Below are 23,100 nucleotides of genomic sequence, written 5' to 3'. Positions count from 1 at the left end.
AACGCTATGCTAGAGAATCTGAATTATCAGCTGTTTTATCTGATCAACGCCACCCCGGCCTCGCCAGAGTGGATGATCGATTTTGCCACCTTTCTGGCGAAAGACCTTATCAGTATTGTGCCTGCGCTGGCAGCCATTCTCTGGCTGTGGGGGCCCCGCAGCCAGGTCAAGGCGCAGCGCCAGCTGGTGATTAAAGTGGCAATGGCACTCGGAGTAAGCGTACTGGTCAGCTATATTCTCGGCCACGCGTTCCCGCACGATCGTCCGTTTGTCGATCGCATCGGCTATACCTTCCTGCACCACGCGCCGGATGACTCCTTCCCGAGCGATCACGGTACGGTTATCTTCACCTTCGCGCTGGCTTTCCTGTTCTGGCATCGCCTGTGGTCTGGTGCAGTCCTGATGGTGGCGGCGCTGGCAATCGCCTGGTCTCGCGTTTACCTGGGCGTTCACTGGCCGCTCGATATGGTGGGCGGTTTCCTGGTCGGGCTGATTGGCTGCGTGAGCGCGGCTATCCTGTGGAGCCTCTTCGGTGAAGCGCTCTACCGCACGCTGTCTTCACTCTATCGTGCCATTTTCGCTATCCCGATCCGCAAAGGCTGGATACGTGACTAACCCCAACCTGACAGGTTACACTTGAACCCCCGCCCTGCGGGGGTTCACTTTTTTTATCCCGAGGAACTATGGAAACACGTCGCGATGACCGCATTGCTCAGCTGCTACAGGCGCTGAAGCGCAGCGATAAGCTGCATCTTAAGGAAGCCGCCAACCTCCTCGGCGTCTCAGAGATGACCATTCGTCGGGATCTGAACAGCGAAAGCGCGCCCATCGTGCTGCTGGGCGGGTATATTGTGCTTGAGCCGCGTAGCGCCAGCCATTATCTGATCAGCGACCAGAAGACGCGGCTGGTGGACGAGAAACGCAAAGCCGCGCGCCTTGCGGCCACGCTGGTACAGCCGCACCAGACGCTGTTTTTTGACTGCGGAACAACCACGCCGTGGATTATCGAAGCCATCGACAGCAGCATTCCCTTTACCGCCGTGTGCTACTCCCTCAACACCTTTCTGGCGCTTCAGGAGAAACCCGAGTGCAGGGTAATCCTCTGCGGCGGCGAGTTTCACGCCAGCAACGCTATCTTCAAGCCGCTTAACCTGCAGGACACGCTCAGCAATTTATGCCCGGACATCGCGTTTTATTCTGCCGCAGGCGTGAACGTGCGCCAGGGTGCAACCTGCTTTAATCTGGAAGAGCTGCCGGTGAAGCACTGGGCGTTAAGCGCCGCGCAGTACCATGTGCTGGTGGTCGATCACAGTAAGTTTGGCAAGGTGCGTTCGGCAAGAATGGGCGAGCTGGCGCAGTTTGACGCCATCGTCAGCGATTGCCGCCCGGACGACGAGATCGTAGCCCATGCAAAGGCGCAGCAGGTGAAGTTGATGTATTAAGAGGGGTGCGGCCTGACGCCCTCACCCCGGCCCTCTCCCAAAGGGAGAGGGAGAAAACCCACAAGATTTAACTAAACCAGCTGCCAAACCACCCGTGGAATTTCATCAACACGAAATCCCACATCCGGCTAAAGAAACCGCCCTCTTCTACCGCTTCCATCACAATCAGCGGACGCTGTTCAATCGACTTGCCGTTTAGCTGGAAATCAATCGTCCCGACCACCTGGCCTTTTTTCAGCGGCGCGGTGAGCTGCGGGTCAGTCAGGGTATAGCTGGCCTTCAGGTTTTTCAGCTGGCCGCGCGGAATGGTCACGGAACCGGCCTCACCTGCCCCCAGATTCACCTCGCTCTTGTCACCAAACCAGACGCGCTGGCTGACGAACGTGGCATCCGGTTTAATCGGCGTCACGGTTTCATAGAAGCGGAAGCCCCAGGTCAGCAGTTTTTCTGATTCATTAAAGCGGATGCGGTCGGTTTTGGTGCCCAGCACCACCGAGATCAGACGCATATCGCCCTGCGTCGCGGAGGCCACCAGGTTATAGCCCGCACCGGCCGTAGTGCCGGTCTTCATTCCGTCCACGTTGACGTTGCTGCTCCACAGCAGACGGTTGCGGTTCGGCTGGCGAATTTTGTTGAAGGTAAACTCTTTCTCTTTGTGGATGGCGTATTCATCCGGCACGTCATGGATCAGCGCTTTCCCCAGCAGCGCCATGTCGCGCGCGGTACTGAATTGTCCCGGCGCATCCAGACCGTGAACCGTTTTGAAGGTGGTGTTGGTTAAGCCGAGCTTCTGCGCATAGCCATTCATTAAACCAATGAAAGAATCCTGGCTGCCGGCAACGTAATCGGCCAGCGCGATGCACGCATCATTTCCCGACTGAATGATTACCCCTTTATTCAGATCGGAGACGGAGACCTGATCGCCAGGCTTCAGGAACATCACCGACGAGCCGCGCAGCGCCGGGTTTCCGGTCGCCCAGGCATCCTTCCCGATGGTAACCATATCGTCCAGATTGATCTTGCCCGCTTTTAACGCCTGCCCGACGACATAGCTGGTCATGATTTTGGTCAGGCTCGCCGGATCGAGTTTCTCATCGGCATTGCCTTCCGCCAGCACTTTACCGCTGGAATAATCCATCAGTATCCAGGCGCGCGCGTCCACTGGCGGCGCTTCGGGCGCAGCCTGTTCAGCCGCGTAGAGCGTTGGTGCAAACAGGAAAAGGAGCGCAGAGCCTGCCGCCAGGCTGCGCAGAGAAGTCATTTTTCGCGTCATAAATGCCACCCGAGTGTCCATTCAAAAATTACGTCACATCACCGTGTCGCAAGAAGCGATGAGTAATAGCGCACTAAAACGGTTAAAGAAACCCAACGAGGGTAAAGTTATTAAAGTTTATGCAATAACATTCATTTACGCTTTGATTCAGGCGATTTTTTTGTCTTCTGTTGCGTAATTGTTAGGTTTATCTCACCATGGCGAAAAGCCGACCCGGATTCACATCTCATCAGGAGAAAATATGATTACGCTGTGGGGCAGGAACAATTCGACCAACGTTAAGAAAGTGCTCTGGACGCTGGAAGAGCTGGATTTACCGTTTAATCAAATCATGGCTGGAATGGCGTTTGGCGTGAACAAAGAGGCCGACTTTCTGGCCATGAACCCGAACGGCCTGGTGCCGCTGCTGCGCGATGACGAAACAGACGCGACGCTTTGGGAGTCCAACACCATTGTGCGTTACCTCGCCGCCCAGTACGGTCTTGGCCGCCTGTGGGTTGAAAACCCGGCGCAGCGCGCCCAGGGTGAGAAATGGATGGACTGGGCAAACCAGACGCTCTCCCCCGTTCACCGCGTGATCCTGATGGGGCTGGTGAGGACCCCTGAAGCCGAGCGCGACTACCCTGCTATTCATGCCGCGCAGGATGCCTGCGAAAACCTGTTTGCCATGATGGATGACGAACTGGCGAACCACGCCTGGTTCTCCGGTGAGGCGTTCGGCGTGGGTGATATTGCCGTTGCGCCGTTCGTCTGGAACCTGACCAACCTCGGTCTGAAGTGGACCCCGCGCCCGCACCTTGAGCGCTGGCTTAAACAGCTGAGCGATCGCCCGGCATACCGTAACGTGGTGATGATCCCGGTCACCTGATTACGCTCCGGACGGGCTGACTTTCAACAGCTGCCCGTCCGTTTCATCCGTCAGTACATACAGATACCCGTCCGGCCCGACCCGCACGTCGCGAATGCGCTGTTCCCGGTCGCCCAGGATCCGACCGTCCTCCGTGACCCTGTTGCCGTCCACGCTCAGCACGATAACGTCCTTCTCCTTCAGTGCGCCGATAAACAGCTTGTTTTTCCACTGCGGGAACACGTCGCTGTTGTAGAACGCCATGCCGCTGACGGCGGGTGACACTTTCCAGACAAACAGTGGCTTCTCCGCGCCCTCAACGTGCTCGCCTTTGGCCTCCGGGATTTTCAGCCCGCTGTAGTTGATGCCGTGCGTCGCCAACGGCCAGCCGTAATTTTTGCCCTTCTCCGGGATGTTGATTTCATCCCCGCCGCGCGGGCCGTGCTCGTTCAGCCACAGCGTGTCGCTCCACGGGTTCATCGCCATTCCCTGCGGGTTGCGAATACCATAAGACCAGATTTCAGGCCGCGCGCCGGAGGTATTCACAAACGGGTTATCCGGCGGCACTTTGCCGTCTTCGGTGAGGCGCACCACTTTACCCTGCAGCTTGTCCAGATCCTGCGCCGTCGGGCGCTGGTTGTTCTCGCCGAGTCCGATAAAGAGATACCCTTTTCCGTCGAACACCAGTCGCCCGCCAAAATGGTTTCCGGTAGAGAGTTTCGGCATCTGGCGGAACACCACCTGAAATCCCTCGATGCGGGAAAAATCGTCGCTCAGGCGGCCATAGCCCACCGCCGTTCCGGCCTTGCCGTCCTGCCCGGCTTCGGCATAGCTCAGCCAGACGCGACGCGACTTTTCAAAATCCGGCGCCAGCACCACGTCCAGCAGTCCTCCCTGGCCGTTCGCCCACACCTTCGGCACGCCGACAATGGGATCGGAAAGCCCTTTCCCGGCCTGCCAGCGCTTGAGCTGCCCGCCCTTAAGGGTGACCAGTAAACCGTTATTGCCCGGCAGGAACGCCATCGACCACGGGTGATCGAGTCGGTTTTGCAGCACCTCAACCTTCACCGCCTCTGGCGCGGCAATAAGCGAAAACGGAATGAATAACGCAGGCAGGAAAATCAACGAGGATCGAGGCATAACGCGCTCCTTTTTCGGCATATGGCATAAAGATTAGCCATTACCTCCGGGCGCGTTACCACTTTTACAAAAGCTTAATCAGATGGGGGGAGTTGTCTCCCCCCGGGCTCAGTGCTGTGAAAGCGTCTCGTGCTTATTCAGGCACATGATGCAAAGAGAGAGCGTTGTCAGGCAGTTTTCAAGCTTCTCCGCGTTAACAGCGATAAAATTCGGGCAGTCGTGGCGTCCGTTCATCAAACATACCCCTGCAATGGAGAGCACCTCAGCGGCACGGCGCAGCGCCATTAGCTCGCATTCATCGTATTCCGCCTTCAGGGTTGGTGCTTTTTCACGCATGAAATTACACAGTTCAAACAGGTTATCACGCAGATGTTCGCTTTCGCTGACTGACATATAGCCCTTTGCCTTCCTGAGCTGCAGATAGGCGGCCAGGTCGATTCGGGCGTTGATCAGCTTGTTAAGCAGATCGCGTTTCAGTCTGTCAACGGACATGCTATTTCCTCCTCTGTCAGCCATGTTGCACATTCAGAATAAGTTCATTTTTTGTACAGTTTAATGCCTGAGATCAATTATTCTTAACCAATTAACATTATTTACAATGTTACAACCTCTACCCGGCCCATCCCGCTTGCAAAGAGTGTATAAATCCCACGCGATACGCTGTAAAATCCCGCCCTGATAACTCCATAATTGATGAATTTTTAACCTATGAGCAATGTTACGCACCAGCCGAAAATCGGCTTCGTCTCCCTGGGCTGCCCGAAAAACCTGGTGGATTCCGAACGCATCCTGACCGAACTGCGCACCGAAGGCTATGACGTGGTGCCAAGCTACGACAACGCCGATATGGTGATAGTGAACACCTGTGGCTTTATCGACAGCGCGGTGCAGGAGTCACTGGAAGCCATCGGTGAAGCCCTGACCGAAAACGGCAAAGTGATCGTGACCGGCTGTCTGGGTGCGAAAGAAGACCAGATCCGCGAACTGCACCCGAAGGTGCTGGAGATCACCGGCCCGCACAGCTACGAGCAGGTGCTGCAACATGTTCATCACTACGTGCCAAAACCCAAGCACAACCCGTTCCTGAGCCTGGTGCCGGAACAGGGCGTGAAGCTGACGCCGCGCCACTACGCTTACTTAAAAATTTCTGAAGGCTGCAACCATCGCTGCACCTTCTGCATTATCCCGTCCATGCGTGGCGATCTGGTGAGCCGTCCGATTGGCGAAGTGCTGGCGGAAGCGAAACGCCTGGCCGACGCGGGCGTGAAGGAGCTGCTGGTGATTTCCCAGGACACCTCCGCGTACGGCGTGGACGTTAAGCACCGCTCCGGGTTCCACAACGGCGAGCCGGTGAAAACCAGCATGGTGGGCCTGTGCGAGCAGCTGTCTAAACTGGGTATCTGGACGCGTCTGCACTACGTCTACCCGTACCCGCACGTTGACGACGTGATCCCGCTGATGGCGGAAGGCAAAATCCTGCCATACCTGGATATCCCGCTGCAGCACGCCAGTCCGCGTATCCTGAAGCTGATGAAGCGCCCTGGCTCGGTTGACCGCCAGCTGGCGCGCATCAAGCAGTGGCGTGAAATCTGCCCGGAATTGACCCTGCGCTCCACCTTCATCGTCGGCTTCCCGGGTGAAACCGAAGAAGACTTCCAGATGCTGCTCGACTTCCTGAAAGAAGCGCGTCTTGACCGCGTAGGCTGTTTCAAATACAGCCCGGTAGAAGGCGCAACCGCCAACGAGCTGGCGGACCAGGTGCCGGAAGAGGTGAAAGAAGAGCGCTGGAACCGCTTCATGCAGCTGCAACAGCAGATCTCTGCCGAGCGTCTGCAGGAAAAAGTGGGCCGCGAAATTATGGTCATCATCGACGAAGTGGACGAAGAAGGCGCGATTGGCCGCAGCATGGCGGACGCCCCTGAAATCGACGGCGCGGTGTACCTGAATGGCGAAACCAGCGTTAAGCCGGGCGATATTATTCGCGTGAAGGTTGAAAACGCCGACGAGTATGACCTGTGGGGTAGCCGGGTTTAATCTCCTTTCCCCCTCACCCTAACCCTCTCCCCACTGGGGAGAGGGGACTGCTCGGTGCGGTTTTTCACCCTCGCCCCTTTGGGGAGAGGGCCGGGGTGAGGGGCAAGCAAAAGCCTACCCCTTAATCCTCGGATCCAGCGCGTCGCGCAGCCCGTCCCCCAGCAGATTAAACGCCAGCACGGTCAGAAAAATCGCCAGACTCGGGAAGATCGCCACGTGCGGCGCAATCACCATATCCGCCCTCGCCTCGTTCAGCATCGCGCCCCACTCCGGCGTCGGTGGCTGAGCCCCCAACCCTAAAAACGACAGGCTGGCCGCCGAGATAATCGACACCCCGATACGCATGGTGAAATAGACCACGATGGACGATACCGTGCCCGGCAGAATATGGCTAAAGAGGATGGTAGCGTCGCTTGCCCCCATGCTGCGGGCGGATTCGATAAAGGTTTGCTGTTTCAGCACCAGCGTGTTGCCGCGCACCAGGCGGGCAAAGGCCGGTATCGAAAAGACCGCGACGGCGATAATCACGTTCGCCATACCACTGCCCATGATCGCCACCACGGCAATCGCCAGCAGAATGCCGGGGAAGGCAAACAGCACGTCGCAGATACGCATGATGATGCGGTCCCACCAGCCTTCGTAATACCCGGCGACAAGCCCCAGCACGGTCCCGATGGCCGCGCCGATCAGCACCGCGAACACTCCGGCGGCGAGAGAAATCTGCGCCCCCACCAGCACGCGGCTGAAGATATCGCGACCGAGGGAGTCCACGCCGAACCAGTGCAGCATCGACGGTCCGTCGTTCAGACGGTCGTAGTCAAAATAGTTCTCCGCATCAAACGGCGCCACCCAGGGCGCAACGATCGCCACCGCGATCAGCAGCAGGACAAACAGCCCCGCCGCCATCGCGACCGGCTGACGGCGAAAACGCCGCCAGAATTCGGACCACGGCGTGCGGACATGCTCCGGTTTCAGCCCCGGCATCGCGCTCAAAACGGCCTGACGCCGCCAGTTCAACAATCGCATCTTACTTATACCTGATGGCCGGGTTAATGGCGGCGTAGAGCACGTCCACCACTAAGTTGATAAGAATAAACTCCAGCGAGAAAAGCAGCACTTCCGCCTGAATCACCGGGTAGTCGCGCATCTCGACGGAATCGACCAGCAGACGTCCCAGCCCCGGCCAGTTGAAGACCTTTTCCACGACGATAGAGCCGCCCAGCAGGAAGCCAAACTGCAGCCCCATCATCGTCACCACCGGGATCATCGCATTGCGGAACCCGTGCTTGAGAATGACCCACTTCTCGCTGACCCCTTTCGCCCGCGCGGTGCGAATATAATCTTCGCTAAGCACGTCCACGAACGAGGCGCGGGTAAAGCGGGCCATCACCGCCGACACGGCCGCGCCCAGCGTCATGGAGGGCAGAATATAATGCTTCCAGGTATCGGCCCCGACGGTCGGCAGCCAGCCCAGCTCGACGGAGAAGATCTGCATCAGCAGCATCCCCAGCGCGAACGCCGGGAAGGAGATGCCGGTCACCGCCAGCGCCATGCCGAGCTTGTCCGGCCAGCGGTTGCGCCAGACGGCCGCGACAATCCCGGCGCCAAGCCCAAACACCACCGCCCAGCTCATGCTGGCTATCGTTAACCAGAACGTCGGCATAAAGCGGCTGGCAATCTCCTCCGACACCGGACGGCGCGACACCATCGAGATACCAAAATCGCCCTGCAGAACGTTGCAGATATAATGGATGAACTGCATATACAGCGGCTGGTCGAGGCCAAGCTGCTTACGCACCAGGTCAATGACGGTGGCATCCGCTTCAGGCCCGGCAACCAGACGCGCCGGATCGCCCGGCAGCATGTGGACAAACAGAAACACCAGCACCGCCACAATCAGCAGCGTCGGGATAAGCCCCAGCAGGCGTTTACAAACATAGTTCAGCATGAGGTTTATTTTAAATCCGCATCGTCAAAGCTAAAACCCGTGTCCGGCATGATGTAGAACCCGGTCAAGGCTTTGTTATGGGCTGACACCAGTTTCTCCACCACCAGCGGCACCCACGGCGACTCTTTCCAGATAATATCCTGCGCGTCTTTGTAGAGGCGCGCTTTCTCTTCCGGTTTGGTGGTTTTCAGGGCATCGGCCAGGTCTTTGTCCACCTGCGGATTGCTGTAAAACGCGGTGTTGAACAAGGTTGGCGGCCAGTTCTGCGAGGCAAACAGCGGCGACAGCGCCCAGTCGGCTTCACCGGTCGAGGCTGACCAGCCGGTGTAGAACATCCGCACGCCGCTCTCTTTCTGCCCTTTCCCCTCCACTTCTGCCGCACGCTGCCCGGCATCCATCGCGGTGACCTGCGCCTTAATCCCCACCTGCGCCAGCTGCTGCTGGGTAAACTGCAGCACCTTCTGGGCAGTACTGTGATTATGCGACGACCACAGCGTGGTGCTGAAACCGTTCGGGAAGCCCGCCTCTTTCAGCAGCTCGCGCGCTTTGGCCGGATCGTACGGCCACGGCTGATAGCTTTGCGCATAGGCGATAGCCGGCGGCAGCACGCCGGTCGCCGGGGTGGCATAGCCGGCAAAAGCGACCTTCACCAGCGCCTGCCGGTTAATGGCATAGTTGATGGCCTCACGCACCTTCGGATTATCGAATGGCTTTTGCGTGACGTTCATGCTGATGTAGCGCTGCATGATCGACGGGCTGGCGACCAGTTCCAGCTTGCTGTTTTTCTGCAGAATGGCGGCCTGCTCGTACGGGATCGGGAAGGCAAACTGCGCCTCGCCGGTTTGCAGCATCGCCGCGCGGGTGTTGTTGTCCACCACCGGACGCCAGGTGATGGTGTCCAGCTTCGGCAGCCCTTTCTGCCAGTATCCCGCGAATTTCTTCACCTTCACAAAATCGGTCTGGTTCCAGGTGAGCAATTCGTAAGGACCAGTGCCAACAGGATGGAAGCCGATCTCCTTGCCGTATTTTTTCAGCGCGGCAGGGGAAATCATCGCCGTTGCCGGATGCGCCAGAATATTGATAAACGCGGAGAACGGCTCTTTCAGGGTGATTTTTACCGTCGCCGGGTCGACCACCTCGGTGCTGGCGATATTTTTATACAGGTTATAGCGCTTGAGGCTATTTTCCGGATTGCTGGCGCGATCGAGGTTAACCTTCACCGCCTCCGCATTGAAATCTGTCCCGTCCTGGAACTTCACGCCGGTTCTGAGCTTGATGGTATAAACCAGCCCGTCTTCGGACACGGTGTATCCCTCCGCCAGCACGTTTTTGAGCTTCATCTCTTTATCCAGGCCAAACAGGCCCTGATAGAACGATTTTGCCACCGCCTGAGAGAGCGTGTCGTTGGCGTCGTACGGATCGAGCGTGGTGAAGTTGGAGCCGACGGCGACCACCACATCTTTGGCGGCGAACGCGGGGGCAGCGGCCAGGGCTGCCGTCACGCTCGCGGCTAACAACCATCTACGCGCTACAAAAGTAACCATTGTGTTCTCCTGCCTGTTGTAAGTTATAACCGCGAAAACGCATTGTCCTGACGCGGGGGAGCCACGAAGTGGCCAGGACCGACCTCGCGCAGCGTCACGCGCTCCACGGCCTCGCCGCGTTTACGTATGTTGCTCGGCATTTCATCCTGCAGCAGCACGCGCTGGCCGTGACGGTGCGCCGGATCGGCAACCGGGACCGCCGCGATAAGCTTGCGGGTATACGGATGCTGCGGGTTTTCAAACACCGCCCTTCGCGGCCCAATCTCGACTATTTGCCCCATAAACATCACCGCCACGCGGTGGCTGATGCGTTCTACCACCGCCATATCGTGCGAGATAAACAGGAAGGCAATACCCATATCCCGCTGTAAATCCAGCAACAGGTTGATAATTTGCGCCCGGATGGAAACATCCAGCGCCGAGACGGATTCATCGGCAATCACCACCTTCGGGTTTAGCGCCAGCGCGCGGGCGATGCAGATACGCTGCCGCTGTCCGCCGGAAAACTCGTGCGGATAACGCCAGGCGTGTTCCGGCTTCAGGCCGACGCGCTCCAGCAGCCAGGCCACGCGGCGCTGTGCCGCCTCGCCGTCGAGCAGGTTATGTACCCGCAGCGGCTCCATAATCGAATACCCCACCGTGTGGCGCGGGTCGAGAGAGGCATACGGATCCTGGAAAATAAACTGAATATCCCGGCGGACTGCCTGTAATTTGTTATCTGGCAGGGTGTCGATACGTTCACCGTTAAAGGTTATCGTCCCCTCCTGCGTCTCCACGAGCCTGAGCAGCGCCCGCCCGGTGGTGGATTTCCCGCAGCCGGACTCCCCCACCAGCGCCAGCGTTTCGCCCGGCCAGAGATCGAAACTGACGTTTTCCACCGCGTGCACTTCGCGCTTTACGCGGTTCAACACGCCGCTGCGCAGCGGAAAACGGGTGACCAGATCGCGCACTTCCAGAATGGGCTTACCCGGCACCACGGTGTCCTGCTCGCGCTCATCCTCCTGCGGCTCAGACGCCTCGAGAGAAATCAGGGGGAAGCGGCGCGGCAAATCGCTGCCGTTCATCGCCCCCAGGCGCGGTACCGCCGCCAGCAGCGCTTTGGTATAAGGATGAACCGGCGCGTGAAAGATCTGCTCGACCGGGCCAGTTTCCACCGCGCTGCCCTTGTGCATGACCAGCACCCGATCGGCAATATCGGCGACCACGCCCATATCGTGGGTGATAAAGATCACCCCCATCTCCATCTCCTGCTGCAGCACCTTGATGAGCTGCAGGATCTGCGCCTGAATCGTCACGTCCAGCGCCGTCGTCGGTTCATCAGCAATCAGCACCGCCGGACGGCAGGAGAGCGCCATGGCAATCATCACCCGCTGGCGCATGCCGCCGGAGAGCTGATGTGGGTAGCGCCCCAGAATGGCCTGCGCCTCCGGAATGCGCACCAGCTCCAGCATCCGTCGGGCCTCTTTCAGCGCCTCATCGCCGCTCAGACCCTGATGCAGCCGGATGGACTCGGCAATTTGCTCCCCGACCGGGAAAACCGGGTTGAGCGAGGTCATTGGCTCCTGGAAGATCATCGCAATGTCCGCCCCGCGCACGCCCTGCATCTGCGCGCCGCTCAGCTCGTTTAAATCAATGACCTGACGGTTACGTCGGCGCAGGAACATTTTTTCGCTGCCGATCTGCCCGCCCGTCTGTTCCAGCAGGCGCATCAGCGCCAGCGCGGTGACCGATTTACCGGAACCGGACTCACCAACAATCGCCAGCGTCTCGCCGCGCCTGAGCGAGAACGATAAATTCTGTACTGCGGGGATGAACTGCCGCTCTTCCTGAAACGCAATATTCAGCTGGTGGACAGCCAGCACCTCGCGGTTGTCCAGCTCTTCACTGTGCGGCACGCGCAGCCCCCTTATTCACGATAGATGCCCGTGCTCGGCTCATCACCGGCGTAACCCCAGGCGCGATACATCCCTTCGCTGTTAAACGGCAGAGCCACGTTGCCCTCACGATCCACGGCAATGAGCCCGCCGACGCCGCCCAGGGCGGGCAGTTTCTCCATCACCACGCGCTCGCAGGCTTCGCTCAGGCTTAAGCCGCCGTAATCCATCAGCGCGGTGATGTCGTAGGCCGCCAGGGCGCGAATAAACACTTCCCCGGTGCCGGTACACGACACCGCCGCCGTGGCGTTATTGGCATAGCAGCCCGCGCCCGGCAGCGGGCTGTCGCCGACGCGTCCGGGCAGCTTGTTGGTCATCCCGCCCGTGGAGGTCGCCGCCGCGAGGTTTCCGGCCTTATCCAGCGCCACCGCGCCGACCGTGCCCATTTTGGTGGTTTCATTAAGCGGCGCACTATGGTCAAGCTGTGTCATGCCCGCCGTTCGGGCTTCCAGCAGCTGTTGATAGCGCTCCTCCGTGGAAAACAGATCCGGCGATACCGGTTCCATTCCGTGCTCAAAGGCAAATTTCTCCGCTCCGGCGCCCGCCAGCAGAACGTGCGGGCTCTCTTCCATCACCAGTCGCGCCGCCAGCACCGGATTTCGCAGATGGCTCACGCCCGCCACGGCACCCGCCTTCAGGGTGACGCCGTCCATCACGCAGGCGTCCAGCTCGTGGGTTTCATCCCGGGTAAAGACCGAACCGATTCCGGCATTAAAGAGCGGACACTCTTCCAGCAGGCGCACCGCCTCGGTGACCACATCCAGCGCGCTCTCGCCCGCTTCCAGCATTTTCTGGCCCGTTTCCACAATGGCGTACAGCGCGTCAATGTAGCGCTTTTCCTGCTCGGGGCTGAGCTGTGCACGGGTGATTGCCCCGGCGCCACCATGAATTGCGATTACCGCATTAACCATTCGCATCACCCGTTAGCCTGATTTGCGGCTTTTTCTATAAATATCATTATCGTCGATGAAACTTCAGATGATTTTTGAATATAGAAAGACGCAACAGTGATGTAAAGCGTACACCCATCGGGTCATACAGTTAGCCGCACTTTTCTGCCATAATGAGCGCTTTCGTTGTTACTCCGCAGGAGCCCACCATGGATTTTACCGCCGGACTGATGCCGCTTGAGACGGCACTCTCGCAGATGCTTGACCGCATTACTCCCCTGCACGATGTCGAAACGCTGCCGCTTGTGCACTGTTTTGGCCGCATTGCCGCGCGCGATATCGTCTCTCCGCTTAACGTACCGGGGTTCGATAACTCCGCGATGGACGGTTACGCGGTACGCATGGCGGATCTCCGGACGGGTAACGCCCTGCCGGTGGCGGGTAAAGCCTTTGCGGGCCAGCCGTTTAGCGGTGAGTGGCCTGCGGGCACCTGCGTACGCATCATGACCGGCGCGCCGGTTCCGGCTGGCTGCGACGCCGTGGTGATGCAGGAAGAGACCGAGCAGACCGACGACGGGGTGCGTTTTACCGCGAGCGTCAAAGCGGGACAGAACATCCGCCGTACCGGCGAGGACATCACCCTTGGCGCAACGGTCTTTGCCGCGGGGCAGAAGCTGACGGTAGGTGAACTGCCGGTACTGGCGTCGCTCGGTATCGCGGAAATTGATGTTGTCCGGCAAGTGCGCGTTGCCGTTTTCTCTACCGGCGACGAGCTGCAGCTTCCGGGGCAGCCGCTGCAGGACGGTCAGATTTACGATACCAACCGTCTGGCGGTGCACCTGATGCTGGAGCAGCTGGGCTGCGAGGTGATTAACCTCGGGATTATTCCAGACGATCCGGAAAAACTGCGCGCCGCGTTTATCGAGGCGGATAACGCCGCCGATGTGGTCATCAGCTCCGGCGGCGTATCGGTTGGCGAAGCGGATTACACTAAAACCCTTCTCGAAGAGCTGGGCGAAATCGCCTTCTGGAAACTGGCGATCAAGCCGGGCAAACCGTTCGCCTTTGGCAAGCTTCCGCACAGCTGGTTCTGCGGCCTGCCGGGTAACCCGGTCTCTGCCGCGCTGACCTTCTACCAGCTGGCGATCCCGCTGCTGGCGAAGCTTTCCGGCAACAAAGCCAGCCCGTTGCCGGAACGCCTGCGCGTGCGTGCCGCCACGCGTCTGAAAAAATCGCCGGGCCGTCTCGATTTCCAGCGCGGTATTCTGGCGCGCAACGCGGACGGTGAGCTTGAAGTGAGCACAACCGGACATCAGGGCTCGCACATTTTTAGCTCCTTCAGTCTGGGCAACTGCTTCATCGTGCTGGAGCGCGAACGCGGCAACGTGGAAGCCGGCGAATGGGTCGAGGTCGAGCGCTTTAACCACCTCTTCGGAGGCTGACATGACGGTGGAGCTGAGCGACCAGGAGATGATGCGCTACAACCGCCAGATCGTGCTGCGCGGGTTTGACTTTGAGGGGCAGGAAGCGCTCAAGGCAGCCAATGTGCTGGTCGTCGGTCTCGGCGGGCTGGGCTGCGCCGCCGCGCAGTACCTTGCCGCAGCGGGCGTTGGCAGGATGACGCTGCTGGATTTCGATACCGTGTCGGTGTCCAACCTGCAGCGCCAGACGCTGCACAGCGACGCGACGGTGGGCCAGCCGAAAGTGGAATCCGCCAGAGCGGCGCTGGCGCGTATCAACCCTAATTGTGAATTCACCCTGATTGACGCAATGCTGGATGACGATGCGCTGTCGGCGCAGATTGCGCAGCACGATCTGGTGCTGGACTGCACCGACAACGTGGCTATTCGTCACCAGCTGAATGCGGGCTGTTTTGCCCATAAAACACCGCTGGTTTCCGGCGCGGCCATCCGTATGGAGGGGCAAATCAGCGTCTTCACGTACGCCGAAGGTGACCCCTGCTATCGCTGCCTGAGCCGCCTGTTCGGTGAGAACGCGCTAACCTGCGTCGAGGCGGGCGTGATGGCGCCGCTCGTTGGCGTTATTGGTTCGCTGCAGGCAATGGAAGCGATCAAAGTGCTGGCGCGCTACGGCACGCCTGCCGCGGGGAAAATCGTGATGTATGACGCGATGACCTGCCAGTTCCGCGAGATGAAGCTGATGCGTAACCCGGGGTGTGAGGTTTGTGGAGGTTAAAGCAAACGGCAACCTTCAGGTTGCCGTTTTAGTGTTTGCTCCCTCTCCCTGTGGGAGAGGTTTGGAGTGAGGGCATCAGGCCGCCCCCGTCAGATCGACGTCCGTCCAAACGCCCTCTGCCAGTCCTGCTCAAATTTCACAATCGCCGCATCCACAGCCGGAGACGTAATAAACTGCTGCGCCACGTCCAGCGGCAGCGTGATGGACTCACACCCTGCCAGCAGGCAGTCCAGCGCCTGACGCGGCGTTTTGAAGCTCGCGGCCAGCACCTTTGACTGCGGGGCGTGCAGCGTCAGCAGCTGCTGCAGCTCAATCACCGTCTGGATCCCATCCCCGCCCTGCGCGTCCACGCGGTTGACGTAAGGGGCCACATACTCCGCCCCCGCCAGCGCGGACAGCATTCCCTGCGCGGCACCGTACACCGCCGTACCCAGCGTCGGGATCCCTTCCGCTTTCAGCATTTTAATGGCAGCCAGCCCTTCCGCGGTCACCGGCACTTTCACCACCAGATCGTTAATGATGGCCCGCAGCTTACGCGCGTCCTCCACCATCCCTTCGGCGGTGGTCGCCATCACCTGGGCGAACAGACGGCCTTTACCACCCAGCGCGTCATGCAGCGCGGGCAGCAGCTCGTCGAGCGGCGTTTTACCTGCCGCCACAATGCTTGGGTTGGTGGTCACGCCCGCCAGCGGGAAGATACGCGCCAGCTTTTTGACTGCCGCAACGTCAGATGTGTCGAGATAAAGTTCCATGGTGTCACCCTCAAAATTAGCCTGCACTTACCCTATCACGACAAAACCTGCTCAAGAGTTGACCTGCATCAAGATAACTTTCATTCGAAAGTAATTTAATCTTCATATGCAAGATGAGAGGCGAAATCATGATCTTCAATATTCAGCGTTACTCTACCCACGACGGCCCCGGTATTCGAACCGTGGTGTTCCTGAAAGGCTGCTCGCTGGGCTGTCGCTGGTGCCAGAACCCGGAAAGCCGCTCCCGCAGCCGGGACGTGCTATTTAATTCGCGTCTGTGCCTGGAAGGCTGCGACCTGTGCCAGCAGGCGGCACCGGGCTGCATCGAACGCGCGCTGAACGGGCTGGTCATCCATCGCGAAAAGCTGAGTGAAGAGACGCTTAATGCCCTGACCGACTGCTGCCCGACGCAGGCGCTGACCGTCTGCGGTGAAGAACAGCAGGTCGAGGAGATCATGGCGACCGTACTGCGCGATAAGCCTTTCTACGACCGCAGCGGCGGCGGCATCACCCTCTCCGGCGGCGAACCATTTATGAACCCGGAGCTGGCGCACGCCCTGTTTAAGGCCAGCCACGAACAGGGTATCCACACCGCCGTCGAAACCTGCCTTCACGTGCCGTGGCACTATATTGAGCCGTCATTACCGTACGTCGATCTGTTCCTCGCCGACCTGAAGCATGTGGATAGCGAAGTGTTTAAACAGTGGACCGACGGCTCGGCCAAACGGATCCTGGATAACCTGAAGCGCCTCGCGGCTGCCGGGAAAAAGATCACCATTCGCGTGCCACTGATCCAGGGCTTCAACGCGGATGAAGCGTCCATTACCGCCATTACCAATTTCGCCGCCGATGAACTTGGCGTCGAGGATATTCATTTTCTGCCGTATCACACGCTGGGCATGAACAAATACAGCCTGCTCGGCCAACCCTACTCTGCCCCTGACAAACCGCTGGATAACCCTGCCCTGCTGGACTTCGCGCAGCAGTACGCCTGCCAGAAAGGGTTAACCGCGACCTTACGAGGATAAACCTATGACCACTCTGAATCTCAACACCCTCAGCGAGCGCATTAAAGCGCATAAAATGGCGCTGGTGCATATCGTTAAGCCGCCGGTCTGCACCGAGCGCGCACAGCATTACACCGAGATGTACCAGCAGCACATGGACAAGCCGATCCCGGTGCGTCGCGCTCTGGCGCTGGCGTATCACCTGGCTGAGCGCACCATCTGGATCAAACACGACGAGCTGATTATTGGTAACCAGGCAAGCGAAGTGCGCGCCGCGCCGATTTTCCCAGAATACACCGTCTCCTGGATTGAGAAAGAGATTGACGATCTGGCGGACCGCCCGGGCGCGGGCTTTGCGGTGAGCGAAGAGAACAAGCGCGTACTGCATGAAATCTGCCCGTGGTGGCGCGGCCAGACGGTGCAGGACCGCTGCTACGGCATGTTCACCGACGAGCAGAAAGGCCTGCTGGAAACCGGCATTATCAAAGCCGAAGGCAACATGACCTCCGGCGACGCGCACCTGGCGGTGAACTTCCCGCTGGTGCTGGAAAAAGGTCTCGACGGCCTGCGCGCCAAAGTGGCCGAGCGCCGCTCGCGCATCAACCTGACGGTGCTGGAAGACCTGCACGGCGACCAGTTCCTGAAGGCGATTGATATCGTGCTGGAAGCCGTCAGCCTGCACATCAAACGCTTCGCCGATCTGGCGCGTGAGATGGCGTCTGCGGAAACCAGCGAAAGCCGCCGCGACGAGCTGCTGGCGATGGCGGAAAACTGCGACGTGATTGCTCACGAGCCGCCAAAAACCTTCTGGCAGGCGCTGCAGCTGTGCTACTTCATTCAGCTGATCCTGCAGATTGAATCTAACGGTCACTCGGTGTCATTTGCCCGAATGGATCAGTATCTCTACCCGTACTACCGCCGCGACGTGGAGCTGGACCAGAGCCTGGACCGCGAGCACGCCATCGAGCTGCTGCACAGCTGCTGGCTGAAGCTGCTGGAAGTGAACAAAATCCGCTCCGGCTCGCACTCGAAAGCTTCCGCCGGTAGCCCGCTGTACCAGAACGTCACCATTGGCGGCCAGAAGCTGGTCAACGGTGAGCCGATGGACGCGGTCAACCCGCTCTCCTACGCGATTCTGGAATCCTGCGGTCGCCTGCGCTCCACCCAGCCTAACCTGAGCGTGCGCTACCACGCAGGGATGAGCAACGACTTCCTCGACGCCTGCGTGCAGGTGATCCGCTGCGGCTTCGGGATGCCGGCGTTCAACAACGATGAAATCGTAATCCCGGAATTCATCAAGCTCGGCGTTGAACGCGACGACGCCTACGACTACGCGGCCATCGGCTGCATCGAAACCGCGGTGGGCGGCAAGTGGGGCTACCGCTGCACCGGCATGAGCTTTATCAACTTCGCCCGCGTGATGCTCGCCGCGCTGGAAGGCGGCCGCGACGCCACCAGCGGCAAGGTGTTCCTGCCGCAGGAGAAAGCGCTCTCCGCCGGTAACTTCGACAACTTCGAGGAGGTGATGGCGGCGTGGGATACACAGATCCGCTACTACACCCGCAAATCCATCGAGATTGAGTACGTGGTAGACACCATGCTGGAGGAGAACGTCCACGACATTCTCTGCTCGGCGCTGGTGGACGACTGCATAGAGCGCGCGAAAAGCATCAAGCAGGGCGGCGCGAAGTATGACTGGGTCTCCGGCTTGCAGGTGGGGATCGCCAACCTCGGCAACAGCCTGGCGGCGGTCAAGAAGCTGGTGTTCGAACAGGGCACTATCGGTCAGCAGCAACTGGCGGCCGCCCTGGCGGATGACTTCGACGGGCTGACTCACGAGCAGCTGCGCCAGCGTCTGATCAACGGCGCGCCGAAGTACGGCAACGACGACGACAGCGTGGACATGCTGCTGACGCGCGCCTATCAGACCTACATCGAAGAGCTGAAGCAGTACCACAACCCGCGCCACGGCCGCGGCCCGATTGGCGGTAACTACTACGCGGGAACGTCGTCCATCTCCGCCAACGTGCCGTTTGGCGCGGCAACGATGGCGACCCCAGACGGACGTAAGGCGCACACCCCGTTGGCGGAAGGGGCAAGCCCGGCTTCCGGTACGGACCACCTCGGCCCGACGGCGGTGATCGGCTCGGTCGGTAAACTGCCGACGGAAGCGATTCTTGGCGGCGTACTGCTGAACCAGAAACTGAACCCGTCGACGCTGGAAAACGACAGCGATCGCCAGAAGCTAATGGTGCTGCTGCGCACCTTCTTCGAGGTGCATAAGGGCTGGCATATTCAGTACAACATCGTCTCGCGCGAAACGCTGCTGGAAGCGAAGAAACACCCGGACCAGTATCGTGATCTGGTGGTGCGCGTCGCGGGCTACTCGGCATTCTTCACCGCCCTGTCGCCGGATGCGCAGGACGATATTATTGCGCGTACTGAGCATACGCTGTAAGAAAACGCCCGGTGGCGCTGCGCTTACCGGGCCTACAGAGTCTCCCCGTAGGCCGGGTAAGGCGAAGCCGCCACCCGGCTTTCTGACTTTCATTCGAAATTAAATTTGTGCTCCCCGTCACCTTGTTATTAGAATGTTTCAAAACGAGTGACCCAGGAGCACAGTATGACCGTTAAAGTTATCGTCACCGATATGGACGGAACTTTCCTTGATGATGCCAAGCAGTACGATCGTGACCGCTTCCAGGCACAGTTTGAACAGCTTAAAGCCCGCGACATTGAATTTGTTGTCGCCAGCGGCAACCAGTATTACCAGCTCATATCCTTCTTCCCCGAACTGAAAGACCAGATCTCCTTCGTGGCGGAAAACGGCGCGCTGGTGTTCGACCACGGCGAACAGGTTTTCCACGGCGAACTGACGCGTCATGAGTCGCAGATCGTCATTGGCGAACTACTGAAAGACAAAGGGCTGAACTTCGTGGCCTGCGGTCTGGAGAGCGCCTACGTCAGCGACCAGGCCCCGGACGCCTTCGTGGCGCTGATGTCAAAGCACTACCACCGCTTAAAGCGCATCAGCGATTACCGCGAAATTGACGACGTGCTGTTTAAATTCTCCCTGAACCTGCCGGACAGCGATATCCCAACTCTGGTGGATAAACTGCACGTCTCCCTGGACGGCATTATGAAGCCGGTCACCAGCGGCTTTGGCTTTGTGGATTTGATTATCCCCGGCCTGCACAAGGCCAACGGCATCAGCCGCCTGCTGAAACGCTGGAAAATCTCCCCGCAGGAGTGCGTCGGCATTGGCGACAGCGGCAACGATGCCGAGATGCTGAAGCTGGTGAAATACTCTTTTGCGATGGGCAACGCGGCAGAGAGCATCAAAGAAATCAGCCGCTACAGCACTGACGACAACAACCTTCAGGGCGCGCTGAACGTCATTCAGGCCGTGCTCGACAACCATTCCCCGTTCGACGCCTGATCCTCTCCTCGCCGGAGCCTCGCTCCGGCCTCTCACTCTTTTTCCGTCCTGTGGCTTGCGTCAAGTTTTTAAACTTGCATTAACTTATTTTTAACTTAAAGTATCACTTGTAGATATTTTTACTTTCGAATGAAAGATGCGAGGCGGTTATGACCTTTACCAGTGAAACTTTGCCGGCGGATCACAAAGCGGCAATCCGTCAGTTGAAACGTGAGCTGCGCGCGCAGATCGGCGACGTGCAGGCGGTGTTTAATAAGCTCAGCGATAAAATTGCCACCCGCGTGGCGGAGATCAACGCCCTTAAGAACAAAGGCGAAACCGTCTGGCCGGAGATCCCGTTTGCGGACGTGAAAAACGGCACGATTACCGACGCACAGCGCGAGGCCGTTAAGCGCCGCGGCTGCGCGGTGATTAAAGGTCATTTCCCGCGCGAGCAGGCGCTGGCGTGGGATCGGTCGATGCTCGACTATCTCGATCTGAACAAATTTGACGACGTGTACAAAGGGCCAGGCGATAACTTCTTCGGCACCTTAACGGCCTCCCGCCCGGAGATTTACCCGATTTACTGGTCGCAGGCGCAGATGCAGGCGCGCCAGAGCGAAGAGATGGCGCAGGTGCAGTCGTTCCTGAACCGTTTATGGACTTTCGAGAGCAACGGCAAGCAGTGGTTCGACCCGGACGTGAGCGTGATTTACCCGGACCGTATTCGCCGCCGTCCGCCGGGAACCACCTCGAAAGGGCTGGGCGCGCATACCGACTCCGGCGCGCTGGAGCGCTGGCTGCTTCCGGCTTATCAACAGGTGTTTGCCTGCGTGTTTGACGGCAACGTCGATAAGTACGATCCGTGGAACGCCGCGCACCGTACCGAAGTGGAAGAGTACACCGTCGATAACACCACCAAATGCTCGGTGTTCCGCACCTTCCAGGGCTGGACGGCGCTGTCGGACATGATCCCCGGTCAGGGACTGCTGCACGTGGTGCCAATTCCGGAAGCGATGGCTTACATTCTGCTGCGTCCGCTGCTGGACGACGTGCCGGAAGACGAGCTGTGCGGCGTGGCACCAGGGCGCGTGCTGCCGGTTTCCGAGAAGTGGCACCCGCTGCTCATCGAGGCATTAAGCAGCATTCCGGCACTCGAGGCGGGCGATTCCGTATGGTGGCACTGCGATGTGATCCACTCCGTCGCGCCGGTGGAAAATCAGCAGGGCTGGGGCAACGTGATGTACATCCCTGCCGCGCCGATGTGCGAGAAAAACCTCGCTTACGCGAAAAAGGTCAAGGAAGCGCTGGAAACCGGCGCGTCGCCGGGAGACTTCCCGCGCGAGGATTATGAAAAAAGCTGGCAGGACCGCTTTACCGTGAACGATCTCAACATCCACGGCAAGCGCGCGCTGGGCATGGCTTAACTGTCGTAAAGCCCTTCTCGCTCCACGGCGGTGCGTCGTTTCCCCTGACGTATCCGCCGTACCGATTCCCGCACGGTCAGGGTTCCATTAAGCAACAGCGTTCCCACCGGCGCGTCCGGACGCATCAGCCGCTGCTGTAGCATATGCACCGCTTCGGTTCCCAGCTCGTCGCGGGGCACATGCACCGCCGTCAGCGGCACGTCCTGGATTGCCGCCAGATTAAATCCGTCGATGCTCATCACCGACACGTCCTGCGGCACGCGCAGACCGTGGTTTTGTAATGCGCTGATGGTACCCGCCGCCATGAAGTCGCCGCCGACCAGAAACGCCGTCGGCAGGTCTTTTCCCTTCTGCTGGTTAAGCCACTCGCTCACCAGCTGCTCCGTCTCTCTGGCGCTGAAGCTTGGCACCACCAGCAGATCGCGTTTATCGTTGAATTTCAGGTTATGAGACTGCCACGCGTCGCGGATCCCCGCCAGGCGCAGCTCCATGGTGTAGCGGCGCAGGCACAGCACGTTCATCACCTCGCGGTGCCCCATCTCGAACAGGTACTCCGCCGCCCGCTCGCCAATGGTGCGGTGATCCGGGGCGACGGCAGGCAGGCGCATGCGGCGGTCCCGGCAGTTAATCAGCACGCAGGGTTTCCCCACGTCCACCGCCAGGTCGTGAATATGTGGATCGTCGATGCCGAGAAGAATGGCCGCCTGGGTATCCGGCTCGTTCATGCGCGCCAGAAACAGCTGGGCGTCGCTGTCGTTCTCCTCCAGCGCGCAGTAGCGCAGCCGGACCTCGTGCGAGGCAAGCCCTTTGCTCACGCTCTGGATCACGCGGTAATAAAAGATGTCGGACCGCTCGTCAAACGCCCGCTGCGGGGCAAAAACCACCAGGCTGTTAAGCAGCAAACGTCCTGCCGCCATGCCCTCCATCACCCCCAGCTCCCGCGCGCACGCCAGCACCTTTGCGCGCGCCTTTTCGCTGGTATTCGCTTTGCCCGCCAGCACGCGGGAAACCGTGCTGATGGAGAGCTGTGTGCGGGCCGCGATTTCGGTGATTTTTAGCCTTTTGTTCATTTTGTGATCTGGCTCCATTTGCGAAATGAAAAAATTTTCATAGCGTATCCGTCAGGCAAAAACTGACATGAACGCCATCATGCCAGAGTGTTTTCGTTAGTTATGAGAAATTTTGCACAAAATCCACTTTTGCCCTCTCATTTTCTCCCTTAAGGTGAACCTGTCACACAACTTCCAT

The 23,100-nt window shown here is 59.1% G+C and carries 20 protein-coding genes; 10 read left to right on the top strand and 10 right to left on the bottom strand.

Features of this window, described 5'->3' with window-relative positions:
* Positions 1-6 precede the first annotated feature (6 nt).
* Together ybjG and deoR are read left to right on the top strand one after the other, a co-directional pair.
* Positions 7-615 (top strand): undecaprenyl-diphosphate phosphatase, encoded by a 609-nt coding sequence (ybjG, locus tag AC4ICF_RS07540; RefSeq protein WP_166710568.1) that lies wholly within the window; start codon positions 7-9, stop codon positions 613-615.
* Positions 616-683: 68 nt separating this feature from the next.
* Positions 684-1,442 carry a DNA-binding transcriptional repressor DeoR gene (gene deoR, locus AC4ICF_RS07535; protein WP_163330807.1) on the top strand — a complete coding sequence of 253 codons (759 nt, stop codon included), beginning with the start codon at positions 684-686 and terminating at the stop codon, positions 1,440-1,442.
* A gap of 67 nt (positions 1,443-1,509) precedes the next feature.
* Here the strand turns inward: deoR and dacC are convergent, their stop codons facing one another.
* Positions 1,510-2,715, bottom strand: a complete 1,206-nt coding sequence (gene dacC, locus AC4ICF_RS07530) for a serine-type D-Ala-D-Ala carboxypeptidase (RefSeq protein WP_316380004.1) — start codon at positions 2,713-2,715, stop codon at positions 1,510-1,512.
* 241 nt (positions 2,716-2,956) lie between these two features.
* On the opposite strand from dacC, the gene AC4ICF_RS07525 reads away from it, so the two are divergent.
* Positions 2,957-3,583 carry a glutathione S-transferase family protein gene (locus tag AC4ICF_RS07525; RefSeq protein ID WP_316380003.1) on the top strand — a complete coding sequence of 209 codons (627 nt, stop codon included), beginning with the start codon at positions 2,957-2,959 and terminating at the stop codon, positions 3,581-3,583.
* Here AC4ICF_RS07525 and AC4ICF_RS07520 read toward each other — a convergent pair whose 3' ends face one another.
* Complete coding sequence (locus AC4ICF_RS07520) at positions 3,584-4,702, bottom strand: PQQ-dependent sugar dehydrogenase (RefSeq protein WP_163330805.1); 1,119 nt, start codon at positions 4,700-4,702, stop codon at positions 3,584-3,586. It abuts the gene before it with no gap.
* A 108-nt stretch (positions 4,703-4,810) separates the two neighbouring features.
* Entirely contained in the window at positions 4,811-5,194 is a 384-nt protein-coding gene (bssR, locus tag AC4ICF_RS07515; protein WP_116343416.1) for a biofilm formation regulator BssR, read from the bottom strand.
* 216 nt (positions 5,195-5,410) lie between these two features.
* On the opposite strand from bssR, the gene rimO reads away from it, so the two are divergent.
* Entirely contained in the window at positions 5,411-6,736 is a 1,326-nt protein-coding gene (gene rimO, locus AC4ICF_RS07510) for a 30S ribosomal protein S12 methylthiotransferase RimO (protein WP_491466202.1), read from the top strand.
* Positions 6,737-6,850: 114 nt separating this feature from the next.
* Here rimO and gsiD read toward each other — a convergent pair whose 3' ends face one another.
* Genes gsiD through iaaA form a run of 5 tightly spaced genes read right to left on the bottom strand, consistent with a single transcriptional unit; the run spans position 6,851 to position 13,073 of the window.
* Positions 6,851-7,762, bottom strand: a complete 912-nt coding sequence (gene gsiD / locus AC4ICF_RS07505; protein WP_163330804.1) for a glutathione ABC transporter permease GsiD — start codon at positions 7,760-7,762, stop codon at positions 6,851-6,853.
* 1 nt (position 7,763) lies between these two features.
* Entirely contained in the window at positions 7,764-8,684 is a 921-nt protein-coding gene (gene gsiC, locus AC4ICF_RS07500; RefSeq protein WP_116343413.1) for a glutathione ABC transporter permease GsiC, read from the bottom strand.
* 5 nt (positions 8,685-8,689) lie between these two features.
* Positions 8,690-10,228, bottom strand: a complete 1,539-nt coding sequence (gene gsiB, locus AC4ICF_RS07495; protein ID WP_116343412.1) for a glutathione ABC transporter substrate-binding protein GsiB — start codon at positions 10,226-10,228, stop codon at positions 8,690-8,692.
* A gap of 23 nt (positions 10,229-10,251) precedes the next feature.
* On the bottom strand, positions 10,252-12,123 hold the full coding sequence (gene gsiA / locus AC4ICF_RS07490) for a glutathione ABC transporter ATP-binding protein GsiA (protein ID WP_316380002.1): 1,872 nt from the start codon (positions 12,121-12,123) through the stop codon (positions 10,252-10,254).
* Positions 12,124-12,134: 11 nt separating this feature from the next.
* Complete coding sequence (iaaA, locus tag AC4ICF_RS07485; protein WP_316380001.1) at positions 12,135-13,073, bottom strand: beta-aspartyl-peptidase; 939 nt, start codon at positions 13,071-13,073, stop codon at positions 12,135-12,137.
* A 188-nt stretch (positions 13,074-13,261) separates the two neighbouring features.
* On the opposite strand from iaaA, the gene moeA reads away from it, so the two are divergent.
* Positions 13,262-14,494 carry a molybdopterin molybdotransferase MoeA gene (moeA, locus tag AC4ICF_RS07480; RefSeq protein ID WP_316380000.1) on the top strand — a complete coding sequence of 411 codons (1,233 nt, stop codon included), beginning with the start codon at positions 13,262-13,264 and terminating at the stop codon, positions 14,492-14,494.
* Between the two features lies 1 nt (position 14,495).
* Positions 14,496-15,248: a molybdopterin-synthase adenylyltransferase MoeB gene (moeB, locus tag AC4ICF_RS07475; protein ID WP_316379999.1), complete on the top strand. Its 753-nt coding sequence runs from the start codon at positions 14,496-14,498 to the stop codon at positions 15,246-15,248.
* A gap of 89 nt (positions 15,249-15,337) precedes the next feature.
* On the opposite strand, the gene fsa is transcribed toward moeB, so the two are convergent.
* A complete protein-coding gene (fsa, locus tag AC4ICF_RS07470; RefSeq protein ID WP_316379998.1) occupies positions 15,338-16,000 on the bottom strand; it encodes a fructose-6-phosphate aldolase in 663 nt (220 codons plus the stop codon).
* A 128-nt stretch (positions 16,001-16,128) separates the two neighbouring features.
* Here fsa and AC4ICF_RS07465 point away from each other — a divergent pair, with 128 nt between their 5' ends.
* From AC4ICF_RS07465 to AC4ICF_RS07450, 4 genes are all read left to right on the top strand, one after another.
* Entirely contained in the window at positions 16,129-17,028 is a 900-nt protein-coding gene (locus AC4ICF_RS07465; protein ID WP_316379997.1) for a glycyl-radical enzyme activating protein, read from the top strand.
* 4 nt (positions 17,029-17,032) lie between these two features.
* Positions 17,033-19,465, top strand: coding sequence for a formate C-acetyltransferase/glycerol dehydratase family glycyl radical enzyme (locus tag AC4ICF_RS07460; protein WP_316379996.1), 2,433 nt, complete (start codon positions 17,033-17,035; stop codon positions 19,463-19,465).
* Between the two features lie 165 nt (positions 19,466-19,630).
* Positions 19,631-20,446, top strand: coding sequence for a Cof-type HAD-IIB family hydrolase (locus AC4ICF_RS07455; protein WP_163330797.1), 816 nt, complete (start codon positions 19,631-19,633; stop codon positions 20,444-20,446).
* A 149-nt stretch (positions 20,447-20,595) separates the two neighbouring features.
* A complete protein-coding gene (locus AC4ICF_RS07450) occupies positions 20,596-21,852 on the top strand; it encodes a DUF1479 domain-containing protein (protein WP_316379995.1) in 1,257 nt (418 codons plus the stop codon).
* On the opposite strand, the gene AC4ICF_RS07445 is transcribed toward AC4ICF_RS07450, so the two are convergent.
* Positions 21,849-22,922: a LacI family DNA-binding transcriptional regulator gene (locus tag AC4ICF_RS07445; RefSeq protein ID WP_316379994.1), complete on the bottom strand. Its 1,074-nt coding sequence runs from the start codon at positions 22,920-22,922 to the stop codon at positions 21,849-21,851. The genes AC4ICF_RS07450 and AC4ICF_RS07445 overlap by 4 nt on opposite strands.
* Positions 22,923-23,100 lie beyond the last annotated feature (178 nt).

The sequence above is a fragment of the Enterobacter sp. ECC_219_Taxon_10 genome (assembly GCF_058354905.1).
The sequence above is the reverse complement of the archived record's forward strand: the minus strand, read 5'-3'. Positions and strand labels throughout refer to the sequence as shown.

Excerpts from the sequence above, each read along its gene's own strand:
- iaaA (WP_316380001.1), bottom strand. The coding sequence starts at position 13,073 with ATGGTTAATGCGGTAATCGCAATTCATGGTGGCGCCGGGGCAATCACC.
- bssR (WP_116343416.1), bottom strand. The coding sequence starts at position 5,194 with ATGTCCGTTGACAGACTGAAACGCGATCTGCTTAACAAGCTGATCAAC.
- moeB (WP_316379999.1), top strand. The coding sequence starts at position 14,496 with ATGACGGTGGAGCTGAGCGACCAGGAGATGATGCGCTACAACCGCCAG.
- dacC (WP_316380004.1), bottom strand. The coding sequence starts at position 2,715 with ATGACGCGAAAAATGACTTCTCTGCGCAGCCTGGCGGCAGGCTCTGCG.
- AC4ICF_RS07460 (WP_316379996.1), top strand. The coding sequence starts at position 17,033 with ATGACCACTCTGAATCTCAACACCCTCAGCGAGCGCATTAAAGCGCAT.
- AC4ICF_RS07465 (WP_316379997.1), top strand. The coding sequence starts at position 16,129 with ATGATCTTCAATATTCAGCGTTACTCTACCCACGACGGCCCCGGTATT.
- ybjG (WP_166710568.1), top strand. The coding sequence starts at position 7 with ATGCTAGAGAATCTGAATTATCAGCTGTTTTATCTGATCAACGCCACC.
- AC4ICF_RS07520 (WP_163330805.1), bottom strand. The coding sequence starts at position 4,702 with ATGCCTCGATCCTCGTTGATTTTCCTGCCTGCGTTATTCATTCCGTTT.
- deoR (WP_163330807.1), top strand. The coding sequence starts at position 684 with ATGGAAACACGTCGCGATGACCGCATTGCTCAGCTGCTACAGGCGCTG.
- fsa (WP_316379998.1), bottom strand. The coding sequence starts at position 16,000 with ATGGAACTTTATCTCGACACATCTGACGTTGCGGCAGTCAAAAAGCTG.
- AC4ICF_RS07445 (WP_316379994.1), bottom strand. The coding sequence starts at position 22,922 with ATGAACAAAAGGCTAAAAATCACCGAAATCGCGGCCCGCACACAGCTC.
- AC4ICF_RS07450 (WP_316379995.1), top strand. The coding sequence starts at position 20,596 with ATGACCTTTACCAGTGAAACTTTGCCGGCGGATCACAAAGCGGCAATC.
- gsiC (WP_116343413.1), bottom strand. The coding sequence starts at position 8,684 with ATGCTGAACTATGTTTGTAAACGCCTGCTGGGGCTTATCCCGACGCTG.
- gsiD (WP_163330804.1), bottom strand. The coding sequence starts at position 7,762 with ATGCGATTGTTGAACTGGCGGCGTCAGGCCGTTTTGAGCGCGATGCCG.
- moeA (WP_316380000.1), top strand. The coding sequence starts at position 13,262 with ATGGATTTTACCGCCGGACTGATGCCGCTTGAGACGGCACTCTCGCAG.
- AC4ICF_RS07455 (WP_163330797.1), top strand. The coding sequence starts at position 19,631 with ATGACCGTTAAAGTTATCGTCACCGATATGGACGGAACTTTCCTTGAT.
- gsiB (WP_116343412.1), bottom strand. The coding sequence starts at position 10,228 with ATGGTTACTTTTGTAGCGCGTAGATGGTTGTTAGCCGCGAGCGTGACG.
- AC4ICF_RS07525 (WP_316380003.1), top strand. The coding sequence starts at position 2,957 with ATGATTACGCTGTGGGGCAGGAACAATTCGACCAACGTTAAGAAAGTG.
- rimO (WP_491466202.1), top strand. The coding sequence starts at position 5,411 with ATGAGCAATGTTACGCACCAGCCGAAAATCGGCTTCGTCTCCCTGGGC.